At 31.6% G+C, this 24,115-nt stretch carries 1 protein-coding gene; it reads left to right on the top strand.

What is annotated here, in order from left to right:
• Positions 1-8 precede the first annotated feature (8 nt).
• A complete protein-coding gene (locus tag Fokcrypt_RS02870) occupies positions 9-24,002 on the top strand; it encodes a synaptonemal complex protein 1 (RefSeq protein ID WP_323722035.1) in 23,994 nt (7,997 codons plus the stop codon).
• The last annotated feature ends 113 nt before the right edge of the window (positions 24,003-24,115 follow it).

Genomic DNA, 24,115 nt, shown 5'->3' with positions numbered 1-24,115 from the left:
AAGAAGCAATGACAAAGCGTAATAATCAATTTTCTTCTGATACAAATTCAGAGACTTCTACCAATTCAGGTACTTCGGGTACCGCCTCTAATACTTCTGGTTTATTTATGAATTTGAGTAATTTATTTTCTAGTGAATCACTTATAAGTGACATTATAAAACAGTATGAAAAGGCAGGATTGGATATTGAGTTGCAGAACTCTATTCCGATGGAAGATATAGTACTTATAAAATATGTAAAAGGAGGTAGAAAAGAGACGATTTCTTATTATTTTGTAATTCGTGATACTAAGTCTGACGCATATCTTGTAGTTGATATTGGAAATAAGAATATTACGCCGTGGTTTATTGATCAAGAAGATGCAAAACAGATGGAGACGTTGAAGTATACTAAATATACTGATACCGCTCTTAGAGATAGAATAATAGAAGGATTTCAAAAATATGAGTACTTAAATTTAAAAGGGAGTGTTGATATTGGAAGAAGCCCTGCTTATCTTGCGAAAATTGCATTCGAAGATGCTGGAGCTGAATTTATAGATGATGAGTTTAAGGATGTAGAGCAAATTTCCGGAGCATCAGGAATGGGTAAAGTACGGTTAGAAGGTAGTGAAATTATTCATGATTTAGCGAGCGAATTTCATATTAGGAAAGAATTGAAGTCTGTTTCATGCCATATGCTTTTTGGTGCAGTTCAGAGTTCAATGGTAGTTAAATTTAGTACTGAAATTTCAAAGGATTTGTATTTGATCTTTGATAGAGATAATCGTGAAACTTTTAAGGTTGCGGTAGTTTCGTTGGAGAAAGGCACAGTTATTTCAATGGATGAAAGGCCTATTGCTTCTTTGGGAGATTATTCAGAAGAAGAGCTAAAACAAGGAGGTAATACTGTAGAAAAGTTTTGGGATGTTGGTTTTTGGGAAAAAGCAATAAAGAGGCAGAGCTACAAATTTTACGATTTTAATATAGAGCTTGGAGATGTGTATTTTTCTGATCCGGGATTTAATTTTGATGATTACAGTTCTGAACTTTCTAAGCTTTCTCTTTTTCAAGGTTCTTCTATTAGCAGTTCTACTCTTTCTAAATCATTTCTTAGAAATTTAGGATATCATAAAGTCATCAAGAATGAGTTCAGTAAGTTCGCTGATGAAGTAGTAAAAATCGAAGGTTGTTATGTTGTTAATTTTTCTCAACGTAATCCTATTGGATGGAGCTTAAATGTAAAATTAAGTGATGAAAGTGAATTTGTTATTATTTTTAATAAGGAAACTTACAGTTCATATCGTATCACCGATATTCAGGGGCAGCGTGAAATAAGTGTGGTGACTCAGAATGGATATTGTGGAAGTGGACGTTTGTCTACCGATAAAGAGGGACAGTATGAAGTAGTAAGTACAATGGTTAGGGATGAGTCTTGTGGACGTTTATCATCTAGTGACAAAGTTTTTTCTGTTGCAATGCAAACAGATGAAGAATCGTTATCATCTCTAGAATTTATAAAAAGTTTATTTAGGTTAGATGAAGAGCAGAGTAATGCTGGTTCATCAGATAAAGGAACTGGGGGCGATAAAGGTGATAAAGAAAATTCTGATGTCAACTTTGAAGCTTCTAGCACCAATTCAACAAGTTCAGAGACTTTTACCAATTCAACAAGCTCAGGGACTTTTACCAATTCAACAAACTCAGGGACTTCTAGCAATTCAACAAGCTCAGGGACTTCTAGTGCTAATTCAGGTACTTCAGGTACCAATTCGGGAAATTCTGATATCAACTTTGAAGCTTCTAGCACCAATTCAACAAGTTCAGAGACTTTTACCAATTCAACAAACTCAGAGACTTTTACCAATTCAACAAACTCAGGGACTTCTAGCAATTCAACAAGCTCAGGGACTTCTAGTGCTAATTCAGGTACCAATTCGGGAAATTCTGATATCAACTTTGAAGCTTCTAGCACCAATTCAACAAATTCAGAGACTTTTACCAATTCAACGAGCTCAGGGACTTCTAGTGCTAATTCAGGTACCTCGGATACCACCTTTAATACTTCTGATTCATATTTGAATAATTTGTTTTCTAAATCACTTGTAATGGAAATTATAAGACAATATCGAAAACGCGGAGATGATAAAGCTTTCGCTTCTATGGAAGATATAAAGTTTTTAAAATACACAAAGGAAGGTAGTGAAGAGAAAGTTTCTTATTATATTATGCAGAATTTGAGAGCTGGGAATTATTGTATGGTTCGTATTGGAGATGATGGTGTTACGCCGTTGAGTATTGATAGAAGATATGGTGTGAGTAGTTATGAGACATTGAAATATAGTGATATTGGGGATAAAGATGAGATAATAGAAAATTTTCGAAAACATGAGTATCTCGATCTAAAAGGGAGTTATGATATCGAAAAATTGCATCATGAGCTTTATAGAATTGCATTCCATGATGGTAGCCCTGAATTTATAGAGGACAACTTTAGGGATATGGATCCAACCATCGAATCATTAGGAGAGAAGTTAGGAGGTCATAGCAATCTTCATCTATATGCGGGAATGTATGGTATTCAGAAAGAATTGAAATTCACTTCATGTCATATGATTTTTGGTCTAGCTAATAGTTTGGTGATAATCAAATTTAGTACTGGAGTTTCAAAAGATTTACGTTTGATCATTCAGAGAGATGAGGGTCGCTTTTTCCGTCTTACTCTTACAACAAATTACTCAAAGGATGGCACAACTATTAAATATGAGCGCATAACGTATGGCGCTCTTGGAGTTGGTGATATGGAACGATTTTGGGATATTGATTTTTGGGAAAAAGCAAGAAAAGAGAATGGCTTCGAAATTTCGGGTGTCAATGTAGATTTTGGAGATGTGTATTTTTCTAATGATGTGTATTTTCCTGATGTGAAAAAAACATCGATTGATATTGTGTATAGTGCTGATATACGATATCAGCGTTTATTATCCCTTTTTCAAGGTCCTTCTCTTAAAGAGCCTACTTCCTTTGAATCGTTTTCTATGGGGATAAGGTATCATAAAATTATTGCAGATGTAATAAAAGAAGCACTGGTTCACTCTAGGATTTTTGATAGTCGTCCAGAGCTTAAAGATTATAATGTTGTTAAACTTACTGAACATGGTAAGAGCATTGGATGGAGTATAAATATGAAATATATGACACTTCGAGACGAACACAGACTTATTTTTCTTTTCCCTGATGAGGGTAAATATTACAAAGCGTATCATGTCAGTGATCGTGGTGTGAAGGCCATTAGTGATGGTACCACTTATGAAGGAGATTTATTATCGTATACTGTTTTTGACGAAATTAACGTTATCTCTATGGAAGTAGAGCGAGAACAGTTGGAAAAAGGTAAGCGTGTAAGTAATAAATTGCTGATAAATGGTGAAGACGATAAGATTATTGCATATATAATAAGAAAATTTCTTCATACTAATGCTGATGAACTTCTGAAAGTAGTTAAAAGTTATCATGTTGCTGCACTTACTGAACATGGTGAAGTTATTGGATGGAATGTAAATATAAAATTTCCAAGTAGTGCATATATTTTTCTTTTCCATAATGAGCAGAAATATTACAGAGTGTATCGGATCGATAATGAGAATAACGTGAATGGTGTTGTTTATGGTTCCTATTATAAAGGAGATTTATTAGCGTATACTCCTTTTGGTAAAATTGCTGCTACTTCTATGGAAGTAGACCGAAAATTGTTGGAAGCACCTGAAATTTTAAGTGATGAAGTTGTGATAAATTTGTATAGAGCAGGTGAAAAGCAGAGTAATTCTGATAAAGATGCGCAGAAAGCTTCACGTCACGAAGAGCTTATGAAAGGCATAAAGAAAGAGCTTTTCGTAAGTGTTCTCTATAATAAATTCCGTAAAAGTGCTTCCTTAGAAAGGGATGATCTTTCGCACGAATATGTTTTTGTTGAGCATACTAATTCCAGTTCTGGCGAGAAGACTAAAATCTATGTTTTGTTTGAGATTTTCCTTTTAATTTCTAAAGGCGAAGATATATACGAACTTTATCTTGTCACTGATATTGAGGTAAAATTTATTGGTCTTGAAGAAATATCATCATCTGATTTAGGTAATTTTTATATCGCATCACGGCCTCTTACTACAGAGTATGATATAATAAGTAGCGCTGATGGAAAGAGAAGGATTGTGAGTTTTGGATTGGGGTATATTAGTCAAGAAGATGCACAACAATCTTTAGATATTGATTCAGAAACTTTTGATACAAATTCAAAAACTTCAAATGCCAATTCTAATTCAGGTTCTGAAGAAGAGCTGAATGATGAAGCTATGCTTAAAAAAATTATTGCTATGGATAGCAAATTTTCAAAATCTGACGCTGAGGAATTTAGTTATTTTATTATAAAAAGTGGCGATATACGTATCGTAGTAATATCTCATGTTGAAAATTTTGGTAGAATGGCTCAGTCTGAATCTATCATAGGTATCTTAAGTAAGGACAGCAAAAAATTATATTACGTAGATAAAGATTCGAATGTTCAATCTTATGAAAATAATTTCATTCTCGATGAAATATCTAAATTTGTAAGGCAATATAATTATGAAGTAAGTATACCTGCTTCTCTTATAGCGAATTACAAAATGTTATCAGCTATTCATGAGTTAATTCATTCGGAATTTACGCAAGAACTTATTGATGAAAGAGTAAGCAAAATAGAAAAAGAAGAATTAGTAGAAAAGATGTGGAATTTTATAAGTAGTACTTCAAGTAGTGAATTTGGGGTAGTAGTTCAGAAGGACTATAAAGTTATTAAATATAATAATGTTAAAAGTAATGATACCGTTCATGTAGTGATTGCTGGTGGTAACGATTCATCACAATATGTAGCGATGGTTTTTGGAAAATCTGGAAAAGTAGATTGTCACCTTGTTACTAAGTATAAAGTGGTAAAAACTGCTAAAGTTCTGTATTCTGAAGAAATTGTTTTCACTAATCAAATTGACGTAATATCTGGTGAAGCGAGTAATTTTGGTGATAATGTTATTGTAGGATTTGTTAAAGCTGCTGCTGATAGGTTTTTCTCTACCGATCATTTGGTGTGGTTAATAAACAGAAAGCCAAGTATTCATACTTTAGATAAGGAAGTATCTGATGCGCTTAAAGCTGCAGATGCAACATTTATTTTGGAAAATATCAAAGATGTAAAATATTATGTTGTTTCTGATAAGCAGCTTGCGTTAAGGCTTACGCTAAATGAATACAATGGTGATGCAAGAGATGTTTATTTGGTATTTGAAAGGAGTAATAAAGAAGGTTTCTATTTAGTTTTGCCTGATAAAATTGATGATGAGAGACTTGATAAAAGATTAGTAGTAAAAATCTCAAGTAAGCATTCAGCAGATATTGCGCGTAAGTTTTTAGGGAATTTGAAAGATATTGTAAACGGTGATGTCAAGAAGTTTTTGAACTTAGATGTTTCCGTTAATGATGTGTATTATAAAAAAAGTGGAGGTTTAGATACTAAAAATGATATTATCTCCACTGGAGTAGCTCAATATGTAAAATCTAATGTACTTTTAAAAGCAATTACTAGTCATGTACTAAATATCAGTAGTTTTACTGCTAGAGAACTTGATGAGCAGCATATCGATTTTTATAAGATCTTAGATAAAGTTATAGCTGGAAAAATTGAGGAAAATATTGATTTTGCTTCATTACAGTATGAGCGAGTGAAGCTTATTGTAGGTGATGTAGAATATGATGTTTTTGTGGCAAATATTCGAGAAAATAAAAAGCTAGAGCATCTTTTATTTGTGATAGAAGATAGAAGTATAAAATTATTTGCAGTAGATAATTCTTCCGTTAAATCTATTTATGTAACGCCACAGTATGATACTTTAGAAGTACCTTCTGATATTAAAATTACAAATACTAAAAAATATACTGGAAAGATAAAATTCCCAAATGATAACGATAATGGATATCTTTATGCTAATAAATTGATGCAGCTTACTAAGGGTGGGGAAAAGTATGATAGAATTTTCGAATTAGAGCAGTATCTTATATGGAGTGAAGAAATTTCTGAGGAGATTAAAAATAAAAGAGTTTCTTTGTTAGAAACATTTAATTCTGCTGATAGTGTTTTTCAAGAGCTAAGAGGAAAATCTGAAAATCCAGAGGTATCTTTTTTGAAATGGGTGGTAGAAAATTTAAGAGAATTATTGAATGTAGAGAAAGATATATATAATAAAATCAAATTAATCTCTCCTGAATTAGAAGAAGACGGTGGTGCGAATGTTGCTTTAATTCAAGGTTTACTTGATTCATTTAGCGAATTTTATAATTTAGTAAAAGATAAAAAATCTTTTAAAAATTCCTTATCAAGTACTTTGTATGGTGGGCATTTCGATTTATTTAAAAAATTATTTAATAGTACTACTAATTCAGAATATGATTTGTATTTGAAAAAATATACGGAATTAGAAGAGACAATATCATCACATAAAGCATCCTATAAACAGAATATCGCTAATTCTTCTATCGGTTCTGATTTAGACCGTATGATGAAAAGCTATTTTTCTACTGCTGTAGAGTTAGCAAATGAGCATCGTACTAAATCTTTAGAGCACTTTGCAGAGAAACTTAAGGGAGAAGCTGAAGCTAAATTAGCTTTGATAAAAAAATATTTTGCTGATGTTTCAAAAGTAGAGCTTGAGAAGATTTCTATTGCTCGTAATAAAAATGGAAGTGAAAGTTTACGATATTTCAAAAATGAGGCAGATGTTCAAGCTATTCAAATAAAGTGGATTCAAGACGTTAAAAAGCTTTGTGCAAATGTTGGAGTTTGTTTGAAAGATGAAATAGAGTCCATGGAAAATGCTATGAGACATGCGATAGATGATTTTATAATGGAAATTAAAGAAGCGAAGGACTTTTTGAAACTTTTAAAAACAGCGAAATTCAGGTATGAAAAGGTAGAAAATATTCAAGCTCTTTCGTATGAAGAGCTGGAGAGAGTTAGAGAAAAATCGAAAAAAGGAGGAAAACAGAAAGGAGAAGTAAGATATATTGCAGAAGAATTAATAAATGAAGGAACACAAGAATTAGCTCAAGCATGTGATGTAATAAGGAAAATTGGAGAAAGAGCAAATAATTTCTTGCATAGCGAAATCTTTTTTACAGATGAAAAATGTGTATCCGTAAATGATACGACTTCCATTATATTAGGTGGAAACATGGTAGAAGCTAAGAAGGAGTTATTGCATGAAATAATACAAGGTGTTAAGCAATACGTAGAAATGTGGAATAAGCAGAGTGAGAGTTTTGAAAAAGCTAAAAATAATATCGATGATCAAATTAAGTATGTAGAAGCTAAGAAAATTTTAAAAGATCTAAAGGAAGAGTTTTATGTAACTGAAAAAGAGTTTTTTGAAAAGGTAAAATCACCTTCTAAGTTGATTAAATATGTACCGGATTATTCAGATAATTCGACTATAGATAATTCATTTTCTAATGTTTTTCGCTCGTATTTTTATAGGTATTTAACTCTTGCGAATGAAAAGATAAAGCCATTTTTAGATGGAAGTTGGTGGAAGGTAAGTGAAGAGAATTACGCGCTTTATAATGAGATGAAAAGTATCTTAGCTGGAGCATTGATTGATGATTCTATAGCATTACATAATGAAGTTGCTGAATTAATAAATGATCTTTATCCTAATGTAGTTGAGGTATTTGGCAATGAAATAGAAAGCGAAATTAAGAAGAGAGAAGAAGCTACTATTAAATTGCAGCAATTGATTCAAGGATGTAATTTAGAAGAAGAAAAATGTTTAAAAGAGGAAGTAGATGAAATATTAAGTGAGATCTTCAGGAATGAGAAAATGGTATTTAACGCAACAGGTCATGTGACTGAATTAATGATAAGTGCCATACAGCAACTCTTCATGAAGATTGAAGGTAAAGAAAAATTTTCTAAGATATTAAAGATAGTTGATGGTATAAGCGATAAAGGAGCAATAGGAAGTGTGTTATGGGAGCATAGTATATCGCGTTATATTCCTGAAATTGAGCAGTTTAGTAAAAAAGCTGGAGATTTAGAAGTAACATCAATAACGAAGTATGTGTGGGCTGCTGCAGAATCTGAGTTATTAAATAGTAAGTCAGAAGCAGAACAGTTAGCGGAATTGGTTGTTATAGAGGACAGAATTCTTCAATATAGTGAAGATGTATTAAGGATTAATGCTAAACTGATAGATGAAATTTATGAAATCTTTGCTAAAAACGAATTTTTCTCGAAGGATAATAAAGATGGATACAATACATCTGAAATAAAGAAAGCTTTTAATAATGAAAGATTACGCTTAATTGATCAGTATGATTTAGTTAATAAGGAAAGTAGTCTCTTAGAAAGTATTAATGATTGGATGAGCAATTATGGTACCAGTGATGCACCTGAAATAGCATCTAGAATTAGTAAAATTGAAGCTATTCATAGCTCTCAAATAATATACAATAATCATATAGCTACTAATTTAGGACTGGATGTTATTGAAAATTTCACTTTATATATAAGTCATCTTGAAGAGCAAAAGAGCATTGTTGTTGATAGTTTTAAGATAGATATTGATAACGAATACGAAAAGAATTTATCTCCACTAAAAGAAGAAGTTAAAAAACTTAATTCAATAGGTGTTGCTTTACAAAATTCGAGTAAATTGGATGAAAAAGGAGATAAGATTGCAAAATTAGAGTCTGAATTACAAAAATTTCAAAAAGAATTTAATGAAAAACAAGAGAGTTTTGCATTAAATTTTGCTCAATTTATGAATGGCGAATTTATGAAGTATCTAATAGAGCCTTCATTTGAATTGAATTCAAAATTATTCGAATATTTGCAAAAGAAATGTAATAGAGAAACAGAAGAAGTATCGAAAAAAGTGCAAAAATTGCATGATTTTGCAGATTATTTACAAGAAGCATTAGATGCACAAGAAGATTTACATATTAGTGCTAATCAACAGCAGTTGCATTTAAATTTACTTGAAGAAATTAGTGAATTAAGTGAAGTAGATGTAATCTTACGGAGTAGTAACCCAAGTAGAGAGCAGGTAAAATTATTATTATCTAAAGTAAAAGATATAAGGGATGAATTCTTAGAAACAATAAAATGTGAATTTGAGGAGAAAGAGAAAATTTTCTATTTTATACTTGATAAGAAGATTAAGAATATGAGTGATACTTCATTCAGTAAAGAATTTTTGGAGAAAATTAATAATGATTTAGTTTCATATAAGGAAACTCTTGATAAAACAGTGTACAAAGATGTTGATGATGTTATTCAGGAAAGTAAAAAGGAATTCGATGTAGCTAAATACGTTGCTCATGTAAAAAAATTGCAAAAAGATGATTTATTGAGCAAAGAACTTACTAATTTCAAGAAGGTATTGATTCAAGATCTAAGTGCTACATATATGATTTATGTATGGTTTGATAGGGCAAATGTTAAAGCTGAGCAATATAAACATCGATTTGCTGACGACAATAAACTTAAGGATTATGAGAAGCTGAGAGAATTACCATATTTCTCAAATGATAATTTTGGAAATAATGCAGATGCTTCAGCAGCATATGAATTAGTTCTTGAATTTTATGATGAATTACGTGCTTTTAATGATGCTACAAAAGAACTTTTTGGTATAGCGCAATCTTTCAATGAATTGCTGGATTATATTAATACAGGAAAAGATAAAGAAGATAAAGTAAGCAATTTGCAAGATCTTTTGAGATTTAATGCGAGAATTGACAAATCTCAAATGATAAATCATAAACTATATATTGACGCTCTTGAAAGGGAAAAAAGTGCTATAGCAGAATGGACTACGGTATTTAATAATAAAATTAATGCTATCGAAAAAGAGTTAAATGAATTTTTACCAAGTGCTAAAATTCAGGATTTATCACTAAAGAATACAGATTTTATTAAATCTTCTAATGTTTCGTTGGAGAAAACTACTAAGTTAATTGATCAAAAATTAAAAGAACTATATTCCAAAGTAGAAATTCGAGAGTGGAAGGAAAATTCTTCAAAGATTTATGGAAAATTCGAAAAAGCTGTAATAGATGCTTCTGTAGAGGAGCTTTTCAAAAATCTTAAATCTCAAAGTAATGATATTGTAATCCATCTTAAGAGTTATGATGATGTCAAGAGCATTTTTAAGTCTTTTGATGAAAATGTAAAGAAGATGGTAGCGCTTGAGAAGCAAGGGATCTTAGAAGCTAGTGAGATATTAGGGCAAATGAAAAAGTTAAGAACGAAAATGGATGATTTTCTCTTAACACAAGAGAAAGATATAATTTCTATAATGAAGGATATTAGAATGTTCTATAATAATGTTGAAGCTAAAGTTACTTTAGAAGAGAACGTTATAAAGAATGAACTTTCGGTGTTACTTGGTAAATGTAATAGAAAAATTTCACTAGTAGAGCAGGGTGATGTTATGGAATTGACTGCCGAAGAGGAATACAGTATCGCTTCAAAAATTGATAGTGCGAAGAAACAGTTCTCAGATCTTTTAGAAAGAGTTAAGGAAGATGTAAAAAGGATAGGTAATAGAAAATATTTCGATAAATCCATTTCTGATGAAAGAATACAAAAGCTCGTTGAAGAATTAATTGAAACATATACCGATACATTAGAGTCAAAGATTCGTACTTCTGTAGTAATTGAATTGAACGATGATTTAAAATCTTCTTATCAAAAGTTACTGCATCTTAAGTTTAAAAATGACGCACGTGTGCTACTAATGAATTATCTTGAGGAAAAAGAGCAAATAATCTGGAAAGGTGTACGTAATGGAAAAACAGATCTCGATAATGAATTGTATCTTAAATATGTAGCAATTTTCGATAAAGTGACAATTCTTGAAGGGAAATTTGAAAAAAATCTGAAAAAGCTAGGTGAAACATTACCTAATTCAGAGTTATATCAAAAATTTGATGAATTTAATAAAATTATATCACCTCAAGATGAACTTGATATACTCCGTAAGCGAATTGCACAAGAAGTTACAGAAAAAGGATCAGAGAAAACTAAAATTGCATTTGCAGTCTTGAGTTATAATCTCGCAGTTAAAGAATGGATGGAAAAAGTTTTGGCTAGTGGAGGGAAGCCTTTACTTAGTGATATGTTATCAATTTGTAACGAAGCTGGAAGTAGGTATATTCTTAAAGGTATCTTTGAATTCGAGCAATTCAAAAGATATTATAATGGTGCAACATGTTCAGCTACCTATATTGAATATATTTCAGAAAATGGTGAAATGAAGTTTTTTGATGTTAGTGGATTTCTTATGAATTCTGCGAAAACGATACAAGAAATAGTTAACGCTTTTGTACAACGAAAAAATAGCATCAATTTAGGATTAAAGAGTGATTGGCTTGTTGAAGATAAGGATATACTTAGAAATCCGAGTGTATTAAAAGAGCTTTTATTAAAAAATGCTGTTGATGGAAGCGAGGTATATGAAGTAATTTTGGGAGTTATTGATAGAGCTATACAGCATTATCCTCTAATCGATATGACTTTTGTATTGGGTATAGCTGAAAGAATTTTGCGTGATAAGCTGAATAAGGATTTTGAAGCTGTTAGTGCTTTAATGAAAGATTATTCAGTTATCTTTGCAGCGGAAAATCATGAAGAGGAGAACGCAATTTTCGAGCAAAGTTCTGAAATTCTCAAAGATGCTTGGAACGATCAGCGTTATTCGAGAGATGCAGTAATTCTCCAAGATGAAATTGAACGTCTATATTATTATCTAAAAGAAGATAAACAATCTTATCATTCTTGGTTGTATAGAGAAGATCAGGAGATTTGTGAAAATTTATTACAAACTCTTCAAGAGCAAGGAGATGCATCTGATAGGGCTATAAAAAATCTTGCAGATTTAGGAATATTAAATAACAGGATAGCGGAAGTGAAAAATGCTCTTGTAGTCTGGTTTAGTAGTGATCGAAAAGAGGCTGCTCTCGATCAGTTATTTGATGTGTTGTGGAGTGCTGCAGATGGTGGAGATAGATATCGTGAATATGTGATGCATGAAGAGGTAGAATTATATAAAAGGTATGTACAAAAGGTTTACGATGGTAACTTGACAGTAGCGAAATTGGTGAATGATGTAGCTCTTGGGAAAAGTGGTAAAGAGTATAAATACGAGCCAATTTCATTAGAAGAAAAATGGATATGTGCTGAAGTTAGTAAAAAGCTTAATGCTTTACTTAGTAGTTATAAAATGTGGAAAGAAGGTACAGTAGATAGTAATAACATTTGGGAAGATCCTCTATTTTTAGTGGTTGCTTCAAATGCAGATAAAATTGCCCTTTTTACAGATTTGAACTTTATCAATAAGCTTGTCTTCAGGAAATCGGTATTACAGAATGAATATTTAGATCGTATAAATGGTGAATTTACCTTTATAAGAGAAAAATTAACCAATATTGTACCAGATAAAGCTGCGAAAATCATAAAAGAGACAGAGCAGCTGAAAAAGATATTGCACATAATAGAACATGCTTTCCACTACACTACTACTGAAGCTTCTAGCTACATAAGTAAATTTATAAGCAAAGCTAAACAATATACTGCTGAAAATGCTACTATTAATGTTGATGATGTACTTACAGTTATAGTTGGTTCTTATAAGGAAAATGAAGTGGCAATCTCTGTTAATGAGAGTGATAGAGAAGAAATAAATCAACTGCATAAAAGTTTAAGACAATTATTACAGCATAAGGAAGCTGAGATTGTGAAATATTTAGCCCCAGCTTTAACAGATGCAATTAAAGTCGATAATATTACCTTAGATTCTACTTTTACAGTTTTAGAAGAGATATTGGATGAGAATATGAATCCATCATTTAGTGAGCGTTTTACGGCAATATATAACACTCTCATGAATGATGAGGCGGTAATAGATTTTTATAAATTAGGGGAAGGTAAAAATCTGATTGAATCATATTTAAATTCTATCTCTCAGTCAGTTTTTGACCGAAGCATGAGAGATGAGATGCTTAATAGCTATATAACTGTATTGAAGGATAGGAAAAATAATACTGTGAGATTATTGGAAGATTTTAACAAAATTCTCCTTTCTATCGATGTTGGTGCAGTTAGGGATAATTCTGCTTCTAGTAGTAATTCAAAGTCGAAGAAAGATATTACTAAATTCTGGAAGAGTTTATATTCAAATCTTTCTAAGGGTAATATCTTTATACTTAAATATTTGGATAATCCAGAGATAATTGCTGAAAAATTCGCTCCTCTTACAGAAGGGCACAAAGAATATATTATTAAGCTTCAAAAGGCAGTTCCATCTTTAGTAAAGAGTACGTCTTTTCTATTAGAGAAGGAGGAAAAGCTTCTTGAAAGCTTAGAAGCTTATAAAGATGCTATATACGGAAAAAATTTGATTCAAGCTAGGGAGGAGCTTTTGAAGTATCCGCTTATCAAAGAAATACAGCCTTTATCGTATTATAGTAAATATGAAGCTTTGAAATATAAGTTTTTATTCAATGAGGAATTGATGACGTTATCGGCTTCTGATGCTTTTGCTAAGCTTGAATCAGGTCAAATAAGAAAAAATACAAGAGCAGAATTTATAGAAGTAATAAACGATGAATCAATTGATGAAATTTTCTCATTAATATCTCGTGTTATATTAGGTTATAGAACATCAGTTGCAGTTTTCGGAGTAGATTCATCAATTTCTAGTATTATATCAAAGCTTAATAGTAGTTTTGCATTACCTCTTCTTCAGGAAGATAAAAATCGAACTCCGAAAGATAAATTATTAGCGGATGCTTTAAGATTTTTATTCGAGCACTCTGGTGAGAATTCTTCTTCTATAATGGACGCTGTTATATCAGCTAGTAATAGTGCAAGCATGGGGGTTCGCAATTTTATAACTGATGTGATAGGTAGTATGAGTAAAAATTATGAAGATACTGCTGGTCCGTCCAAACATTCTATCAATTTAAAAATAGAGGAACTTAGTAAGGGTTTAGATAACCTTAAGAAGACTATAAGTAATTCTCGCTTGTATAGTAAAGAGATAGAGCGCTTCTTTATAGGAGTGAAGGCAGAAATATCTAAAGAGTTAACGAATTTTGATGAAAATGCTAGGCTTTTAGTAGAAGAAGTAATTCATTTTGAAACCCAAAATACTCATATTGCTGGGATGTTTGGTGTTGCTCTAGGTAAAGGAGATAGAAGTGTATTTCAAAATAGATTTGTGAATTATTATAATTTAGCAACCAGTCTTAAAAAGCTTAATTTACCATTGGAGTACTATAAGAAAATTATGTATGAAGTTTTAGATTGGACGATGGGGCTATTTTATCATTTGGATTTAAGAGAAGCAGAAAAAGCAATAGAAAGGAACACTACCTCCATTATGGACGGTGATAAAAATAAAATATCTAGTATAGCGGAGCTAGTTTTTGGTAAAGCTTATACTAAAAATTACTCTCTAGGGGATTCACAAGGTAAAATTCAGACAAGAATCAAGGAATTAATGCGTCAAGGAATTGTAGTACGAGAGCTCGAAAAAATTCATCAAGTAGCAAATGAATTGAAAATTCTAAAAGAATATTTGATACAATATGACGAAAGTAGTGCTGACTCTGTTGAGGTTAAGTTAGAAAGCTTAGGAAAACCAGAAAAACTCAGAAAAGTTATTTCTGATGCTCATTTACGTCTAGAATGGTTTGGTGAGGGGACAAAAGAGGGTGATTTAAGAAAGAAATGGTGGGAGGCTTTCATGAAGCAATGCAAGGTGATATTGGAATCATGTGAAATGGGGAGATATATGCCATTTAGTTACATAGTAGAAATTGCATATTTGAGTATGGTAAATGATAAGGGATATGAGAAATATGGGGCAGAGTTGAAACGAATGTATGCTACATGGCATCATGATATTGATAAAATTCTGAAAGATACAAAAAATAGTAGTGATTTTGGTGATAGTGTAGATGTGAAGCTTGAAGATATTGTTGATAAAGGTTCAAAGTTAGCTTTAAAAGCTTTATGGAAACATGTTGGTGAAACTATAAATGGGATTGCTGAACAAGAATTTGTTACTACAGAATTTTTTAGAAATGAATTGAAGAAAGTTCTTCCGTCTCATCTTAAAATTAAAGAAGTTATCTTGGATCTCGCTCAAAATGTATTTTCTAGATATGCACGTTCAGATGCTACGGTAAAAGAAAAAATAGATTTCTTTGTAGGTATTATTAACATTTTCCTTCCAGTTGCTACAGATGAAGGTAAGTCTATAGATATCAATGCGTTACAAGAAATATATGGCGGTAAATTATCTATTCAGATTTTAGAAGAACAATTGCTTAGTCTTGTAGAAGATCTCAGAAAAATAAGCACTACATTTACAGAGACATTATTGCAGCACGATTCATCATCGCGTCTGTTTTCAGAAGCGGCTTCATATATGAAGGATATTAATAAATCTTTTGTCACTCAATTACTTGAGATAGATGAAAATATTTCATTATCTAAAGCATTAGCAGCTGAGACGTTCAAAAATTTCGTATCTTGCTCTTTGAGAAAGGGTAATATTATGAAATATCAAGATGTGCCAAATAGTGATGAAAAACAAAGAATTGAGGCATTACTAGATGAAATGAAATGTGTTGAGTGGAGTGATATTTTCGTATCAGAGAGATTATCAAAATTGAATATTAAGTACATTTTTGATTACTTAGGTACAAAGCTTAATAGTGCTCCTATTACGCAATTTAACGATATGACTGCTGCATACAATTTCTTAGTTGGAGATCAAGTTTTAGTTAAGGCATTTGGGACAGAAAATTTACAGAGTATTTTCAATAAATTTAGAGAATACGTTACAAAAAAATTGAATGGAGAGTCGAAATACGTTGGTGAGATATTTGTTGCTTTCATGAAAGACAAGTATGCTTCTTTTGTCACTGATGCAGAGGCATTAAAATTATTAGAAGGAGAGAAGTCAAAAGAATTTAAAAATGAATCTGAGTCGTTACTGGATATTACGTTAAAAGCAGCTAGGGAGGAACATGACATGAAAGGTATGGAAGATTTTGCTAAGAAGCACTTATACTATCATGAAATTTTACCTAAGTGTTTTGAGGGTATTAAGATTTCATTTATCGATCCATCTTGGAAAGAGCAGAATTTGGAATCTACGTTACGTTCCAATTGTAATAGAATTTTGAAGGAAAATGGCGAAAATCCTAAGGATTATAAAGAGGTAGCATCTTTTGTTTCAGTTATTATTTATGATATTCAGAAAAGTATTGGAATGAATAAGGTAATTGGAGGAGAATATCATTCAAAAATTGTACAAAATGTAGTGGAATATGTTCTTTATGATGGCAATTTAGCGCTTGATGAAGGTGTTTTAAGTGTAGCTGGGGTTAATTTAATTACTGTGCTTGCAAAAAATCTAAGGTATTCAGTTGATGAATTAAGGGCTGGTATAAAACAAGCTACTGGTAGGATGGAAGAGTTAAATGCTACTAAAGTAGCTTTATCAAAAAATTTGGAGAAATTTGAAAAAATTCTAGAGTCAAAAGATTCATTTTACGGTGAATTAATAGAATTTCCGAGAATGAAAAAAGCAAGAAAAGATTGTGTAGAGAGTGCTGTTCAGAATGATAGTGAAATGATGAAGCATTTAAAAGTTGTTATAAATTTGGGATTGGTACAAGCTAAGTATAAAGTTAAAGATATACGTAGAAATAATTTTGTAACAAAAAAGAATTTCCCTTCATTAACTCCACAAGAGTTAGTTAAGCTTAGAGAGTCTATAAATTTCTTACAAAAATATGAAAAACATCACTCTATATTTGGTGATAATGTGTTTTATAAGAGTTTTGATAAGCTTTATAATTTCAATAGTGATACTAAATATGAAAAACATCACTCTATATTTGGTGATAACGTGTTTTATAAGAGTTTTGATAAGCTTTATAATTTCAATAGTGATACTAAATCATTTGATTCTATGAATGTTTGGGGGAAATTTACAGATACAGAAAAATCTGAAAAATTCACTCTAAATGATATGGTAGAATCTGAAGAACAGTTTCTTCGCGCTTCTCTTTCAAAACTTCATACTGAGGATTTATACAAAGTTCTTGATAAAGTGAAAGTGCCTGGTGATGGGGATAGAAGAGGCATCATTTTTAATTTTTTGGATACTTTTAGAAAGGTGTTAAGTTTCTCTAAAGTAAATGGAAAGTTTCAAAATTTAAAAAATGTAGATTTATCCGTTGCACTTACGGAGATGATAAAGAATCTTACAGCGAATCAAATAGCTAGTATTGATCTTTCTAGTGTTGATATTGCTTCTTTCTTTGCAGCATTAGGAGATATGAAAGGTTCTATTACAAACATTTTGCTCGATTCAGATAGTAATTTGAATGCACTCAGTAATGATCAAGTCCAAATACTATTACATGCAATAAAAATTTCTTATGAAGCTAAACTTCTGGAAATAAATAACAATTTAACAGGAATATCTTACTATATAAGTTATTTTGCTCCTCCAGATGTTGCAAAGCAAAAGGCTTCTATTGAAAACAAAATAGATGATGTTGTAAACAATATAGAATCTCTTCGTGATGATGTATTCAGGATTTTTGAACCAAAAATTGAGAAATTATTCTTATTAGCTGGGTATATGTATGAGCATTACAACGATGCTGAAGATAGGGCAGCTATACTTCAGACTAAAAGTACTGCTTCTCTAATAGATACTATAGTGAAGCTTCTTTTGAAACGACAAGCTATCTCACAAGAGTTTGCGAAAGAGGCATTAGAAATTATGCATCTATTTGAGTCAATAGAAAAACCTTATAATGATGTTTATCATAGTAAATATGCGGAAACACTAAATTTTACTGACGGTATAAAGAACGCAATTATCAACTCGGTACTTGGTCTCACATCAAAAGACCAGATACTGTTAAAAAATGTTATGAGAACTGATAAATGTTCATTTATGGATCTTGATCCTAATGCTGATTTGGAAAAAATAACAGAAGAAGACAAACTCAAGCATAAGGCAAAATATCATACCGATGAAGTAACTCTTAATAAGAAGATGCTTTTTAATTTCTTCCAACATTTTGAGGTTTTTGGTAATGATATTCTTACAAGTGAAAATATTACTAATGCCGCATCTGATTATATCTCACAAAAAAGGAAAAGTTATGAAGAACTTATGAATTCTTCAGAAAATGCTAAAGCTTTAGAAGTGGAGAAAGAGATAAAGGAATTAGAAAAAGTGTTGGATATGCTTAAATCATTTGATAGGGATGGAGAGATTACAAAGAGGATATATGCTATATATCAGCCAGCATCATCATCTGAGCTTGAAGAATCCTCTTTCCTAATTGATGGTCTACTCAAGGAGTATATAGAGAATATGTCTGATAAGGAAGCTTCAAAGTTGATCGATAGCATCGTTGGGCTTTCTTATGATATGGTAAATGAAATTGCTTTCAAAGATATAAATCAAGAGATTGGGGAAATGCAAAAGAAAATTAGCGATCTCAATAAAAGCATTATTTCAGAGAATGATATCGGAGCATTTATAAATAATTTTGGTCCAGAACATATACAAATACGCGCATTACAACTGATGAGTGGAGGTTTAAGAGAGCTTTTTAAAGAAGACAATTTAATGGACATATTGCGTAATGCCAAAATAAAAGATTACTACCCTAATTTAGTTACGCTATTTGATAAAATGTTATCTTATAGAAACAACGTAATGGAAGATATGCCAGATTTTATTAAAAAGATGAAAGATGGATTTTATGGGTTAATAGATGCTATTAAAGGAGTGCAGTTATTCTCTGAAAGTAAATTTGATGTTGATTCGTTAAAAGCTAATTCAGACTCTCTAAGGCACTTTATTAGATATCTAGATCCAGAGAAAGGAATTCAATTTAGTGAAGATACGAGAACAGAAGAAGCTCTACGAAAAGTGGAAATGAAGTTGATTTCTATAAAAGCACAGATTAATGATGAACTGGTTAATGAAGTAAAAAAATTACCTATAAATAGTACTACTACAGTTTCGTTTGATATGTCTTCTACTTCAGATGAAATAGTGTTTTCCAACAATATAATAAAAGAGCAAAACCCATTCACACGTGATCTTAATCTGTCTTCATCATATAATGTGAATGATTTATTCTTTAACAAGATTTGTTCAAAAGATTATGAAGGTAGACTTGAAATAGTCGATATAGCAAGAAATTTTTCTTCAGAAAAGAAATCTTACGAGATACATCTGGAACGTAAGGAAATGAGTGCAGAATCAGTAGCAGAATGTGGCTTGGATAAGGTGCCAGAATTTGCTACTAATGTTACTAAAATCATGACAGAAAGTAATGTGTATGATTTTCCTAAATACCGCAATCTAGAAAATGATTCTCATAAACTGACGAAGGAGAAAGAGGAGAAAATCTTTAGTGATATCGTTAAAAATATTACACTCCTTGAAGAACAGTCGAATAAATTCACAGATGATATAAAGAGACAGTTGCAGGAAGGGACGATTACTACAAATGAACAGATACAGAAGATTCTTGCAGAAGATGTTGTATACTCTCCAGTTATCAAACAAAATATTCAGAAAATTACTGATGGTTGTAGAGGTATTATGGTACGTTGTAATACTCATGGTATAAAGGAAATAATCGCTGCAGTTGAAGATGCTCCACAGTCTATATTTAAAAGTCATATGCGCGCTATATCGATAGCTAGTGTTTTAAACGGGCATTTACTGAAATTATGTAAAGGGTATGAGAAAGACTTTAGTGATAAATTAAGAGATGAGTTAGTAGGTAAAATTAGTACGGTGAAGGAGGCATTCGAAATCTTTACAGTACAGGAAAAATGGAGACTTTCTTTAGAAATGAAACTTTTTGCTATACAAAGAGGTATAGCTCAACAAGACTCTGACGTTTCTAATGCTAAATATCGTAATGTAGTAGAGGAAATACTAAAGCATAGAGCTGACGAAATAAAGAAAATAAAAGATTTTGAGGATTATGATAAAAATGACATTACTGAAAGAGCTTTAGAGATTAAGCGTTTGGAGGAAGAGCTTCTAAATACTAATAAAGTGGATGATGTCGAGCTTATATCGAAGATAGATAAATTATTATTATCGTTTAAAGAGGAATATCAAAAACTACAATTAACTAGAGAGTACTACTATACGACCTATACTAAGAAGATGAGTGAGATCGCTAGCTCGAAGAAAACGGAATTTACTGCACTATTGTCACGGAAGTTAGCGCCTCTGAATTTACATGTTGATAGTTCATTAGGTGGTAGTGATAGTATTTCAGCAACTGATCAGGCTCTTTATGAAAATCTGAAGAATGATATAAAGAATTCGAATACTGATAAATATAGTGAGCAGCAGCTTAAAGAGTTTGCTAAAAAGAATGGGCTTCAGTTATTTTCTCCTGAAATGATACAAGCTGTTGCTTCAGTGTATGTTGATTACAATATTGAGCATGTGGCATACCGTACTAACAGTAGAAGATGGGATAAAGATAGAAAAGACAGGGCTGTAGGGAAGTCTAAAAAAGATATAGAAAAATTTATGAGTGGTGCACTATTTGGTAATGCATTGAATACCGGTACGGTACAACTCGATCAGTACATTGTGGAAAAGCATAATGATGATATGACTCACTTTGCGGATTTCTTTACTAATTTGTATAGTTTCGTGAATGAAAGTGTAGAGGAGCATATTGTAGCTTATGAGTTTAAAACTAGAGCTGATTTTGGTATTTCTTACCATATAGATGATTTAAAACAGAGTGTAGAAAGTGTAATTCCCGAATTGGTAAAGAGTTATCTTGGTGATATAAAACAAGTACTAAATAATCGCCTTAAATTCTTCATTGAGAAAGGAAAAAGCGAAGTAATAATGGCGAAATATGAAAATATTGAAAAACTTGAAAAAAGGTTGAATCAAATAGTTCTTAAACTAGTGTCTTCTTATGAAGCTAAAGTTGCTGCTTTTGTGAGGGAGCAAAGTAATGTTATAGAGGAATGTGATAAAGCAGTTGACAAATTAACTTCTCTAGAGAAAGCGATAGATGATTTGTTTAGCAATGAAAGCATTGTTAAGAGCGAAATTATGAAAAATGAAGAATGGAGTAGTAGTAGAAGTGCTTACATTAATATGTTGGATAGTATTGAGCATTTCAAAGTTGCACTTTTATTCGTTAGTAGTAATTCTTGCAAAGTAGTATCTTTCGGAAATTTTGATGATAGCGTAAGAAACTATGTGAAAGAGTTTTCTGCTATTTTAAAAGAAAAAGCTGATAGAATTAAAAGTACAAAAATTAGTGTGCGGAATGGATTAGAGAGCAAAAAGTATGAGATGGATGCGTTTATTGCAAGTCAAGATTATATGAAAGCATTTACTGATGTTGAGACACTCTTAAAGAATAGTATGGAGCACTTGAATGAAGGAATTCTTAAGATTTCTCCCAATATTATAAATGGTTCAATCAAACTTTCTCCTTATGAGGCTTTAATTTCTGTAGTCAAAAATACAGTAGAAGATAGTTCTGAGTATGAATTGTTAGAGGAGTTATGCAGTAGTAAGAGCATGGTGAGTTATAGTGATAGATGTAATGATATTAATGCTAGGATTGCTGATTTTGGTATAAATGTAAGTAGCTCTATACGTGGTATGGCAACTATAGTAGAAGCACTATATAAAGATGCTCTGAATCTCGTGAAGAGTAAAAAAGATGAGACGATATATAATATCGGACAGATGAAGATGAGAACAGAAATTGAGATGAAAACTGCAGAGAATTTAGTGCAAGATATGATTTCTGGTATTCGAGGAGTATCTCTCAATGTAACTGATATCAATTTTAATATAATTGAGATATATGAGAAATTCATATCAGCATTCCGCTCAAGGCTATCTAATGACATAGAAAAAGTAATTAATGACGTCGTGAATACATTTACGTCACGACAAGATTATGCTTCTCTTAGTAGAGCTGTAGCGTTTGATAGTGAATGCAAAAAATTCATGGAGAGTAAGAAAAATATTGAATATGTTAAGGGTCTAATACGTAGTAGAGTCCAGAATCATAAAGATTTTGATTTTGCCGGTTGTGTAGATGATATTAAAGATTATATAGATAAAAACATAACTATACCGTTTACTTATAGGATGACAGAAAAAGACTTTAGTTCAGTACAGATGGTATATGATGATACTTTGCAGTTTTTCACAGTTTTTTGTAAAGACCAAAATACGCTACATAAAGATGTAGAAAAAGCGATACAGTATAAGTTGTCTGCTACAACTAATGACATGCTTGCATACAGTGCTATTGATAAATCGATAATAGAACAAATCAAGCACAGCTTTATTGAAGCTGTTAAAATAGTTATTGACGATATGTATAGAGGAATAGTACATTCCAACACAAATTATATGAAGTATTCGTTAGCGTATTGGGGTGAGAAGTTTGACGGTAGAGCTGGAAAAGTTTTTGCAGTAAATGCTCTCAAGAAAGTTATGTTTTCTATTGGTACCGTAGATTTTGTTAAGAATATCTTTTCTACTGAGAATACTAGAGATAGCATTTTGCTAATGATCGATAAGTCACACGGTGATAATTTAAAAGCTATTAATGATGTGTTGGTCGAATACGGATTAGGGCAATCACTGGATGAAAAGAGTACTTGTATGAGTATTATAGAAAGTGTATTAGAGGATTTTCCAGAACAGCATGCAATTACAAAGCGTTGCAACGATCTACAATCCCAATATAGTGCTAAGAAAAAAGAAGTGGAGGCGATATATAATGCTATTGCATATGTTGCAGCTCAAATAAATAAGCATGAGGAATTGTTAAGTAAATTGAAAGAAGAAAATAGCGATAGCGTAGAGCAATTTATTGACAAGGCAAGTAGTATAATGCAACAGTGTGAAGTAGAAATAGTCGCGTTTCTTAATAGTGCATCCTTACATAATAGTATATACAGTGCTATCATGAAGAAATTTCCTACATGTAGGGATAATCTAGCAAAATATCCTAATCATAAAATTGAGATGCAAGAGATGTCGAAGCATGACTTTTTTGAAGAAGAATCAATGCTGATTCACTATATGAATGCTGGTGTTATATTCCGACATGGTGTGCATGAATGTAGTGCTGTTGGTGAAAACAAATTTGTTAATGGAATTAATGTAATTGGTAGCAAGTGCGATGAAATTATTCCAATTAGTAATGAATATATTGATACTGTACAAAGGTTGGTATATAGAGCTTTAGGATATTGTAGTAGTAAGCGATTTATGGGTGAAGATGATATTATAACTGCTAAAAAAGCTTATATATTCTGTGAAGGAGTTAATAAAATACCGCCTGAAGCATTGAAAGATTTCAGTAGAATGAGTTATTATCGCGAAGAGAGTAAAAAAATGAAAGACGTATCGGAATTGATGATTCAGTGGAATGAAGCGATTGATAAGTTGGTGAATAATGGTATTTACAAGATAGATTATGACAAAGTAAAAGCGTCCTTTATCGCAAAGGATACATGTTCAGTTGGTCTTTCTGATGCTGTTATTCATAACCATAAAAATTGGATAAAGGATACAGTAAGTACATTAAAAGAAGAGGAGATATCTATGCGTTTTATGGAGAGGGGTGATGATTTATATACCAAGCTCTACGACAGTAAATACTTCTGTAACAACGATGATCGTTATAATGATTTCGTATACGGTACGAATGATCCTGCATTATGTGATTATAGAATTACGAAAAACGAATTCTTTGTATTTGTAATGGGTGGAATGGATTATTTTGTGATAGACAGGGATGAGTTGAATAAAATAGATGCTATAGTAGGTGAGACTTATTTGGAAGATATGAGTTAATAAAAGAGGGATTATAGCTTGTAGTCACGTTGTATTCCTACGACGTGGCTACATTCTCCTAAAAGGTTTGATGTTATAATGTAGTACTGTTAAATTTCTATGATTATGAGAAT

The sequence above is a fragment of the Candidatus Fokinia cryptica genome (assembly GCF_034359305.1).
Classification (GTDB): Bacteria; Pseudomonadota; Alphaproteobacteria; order Rickettsiales; family Midichloriaceae; genus Fokinia; species Fokinia crypta.
This window is presented reverse-complemented; position numbering and strand designations above follow the sequence as displayed.

Coding starts and splice junctions, on each gene's coding strand:
- Fokcrypt_RS02870 (WP_323722035.1), top strand. CDS start 9: ATGACAAAGCGTAATAATCAATTTTCTTCTGATACAAATTCAGAGACT.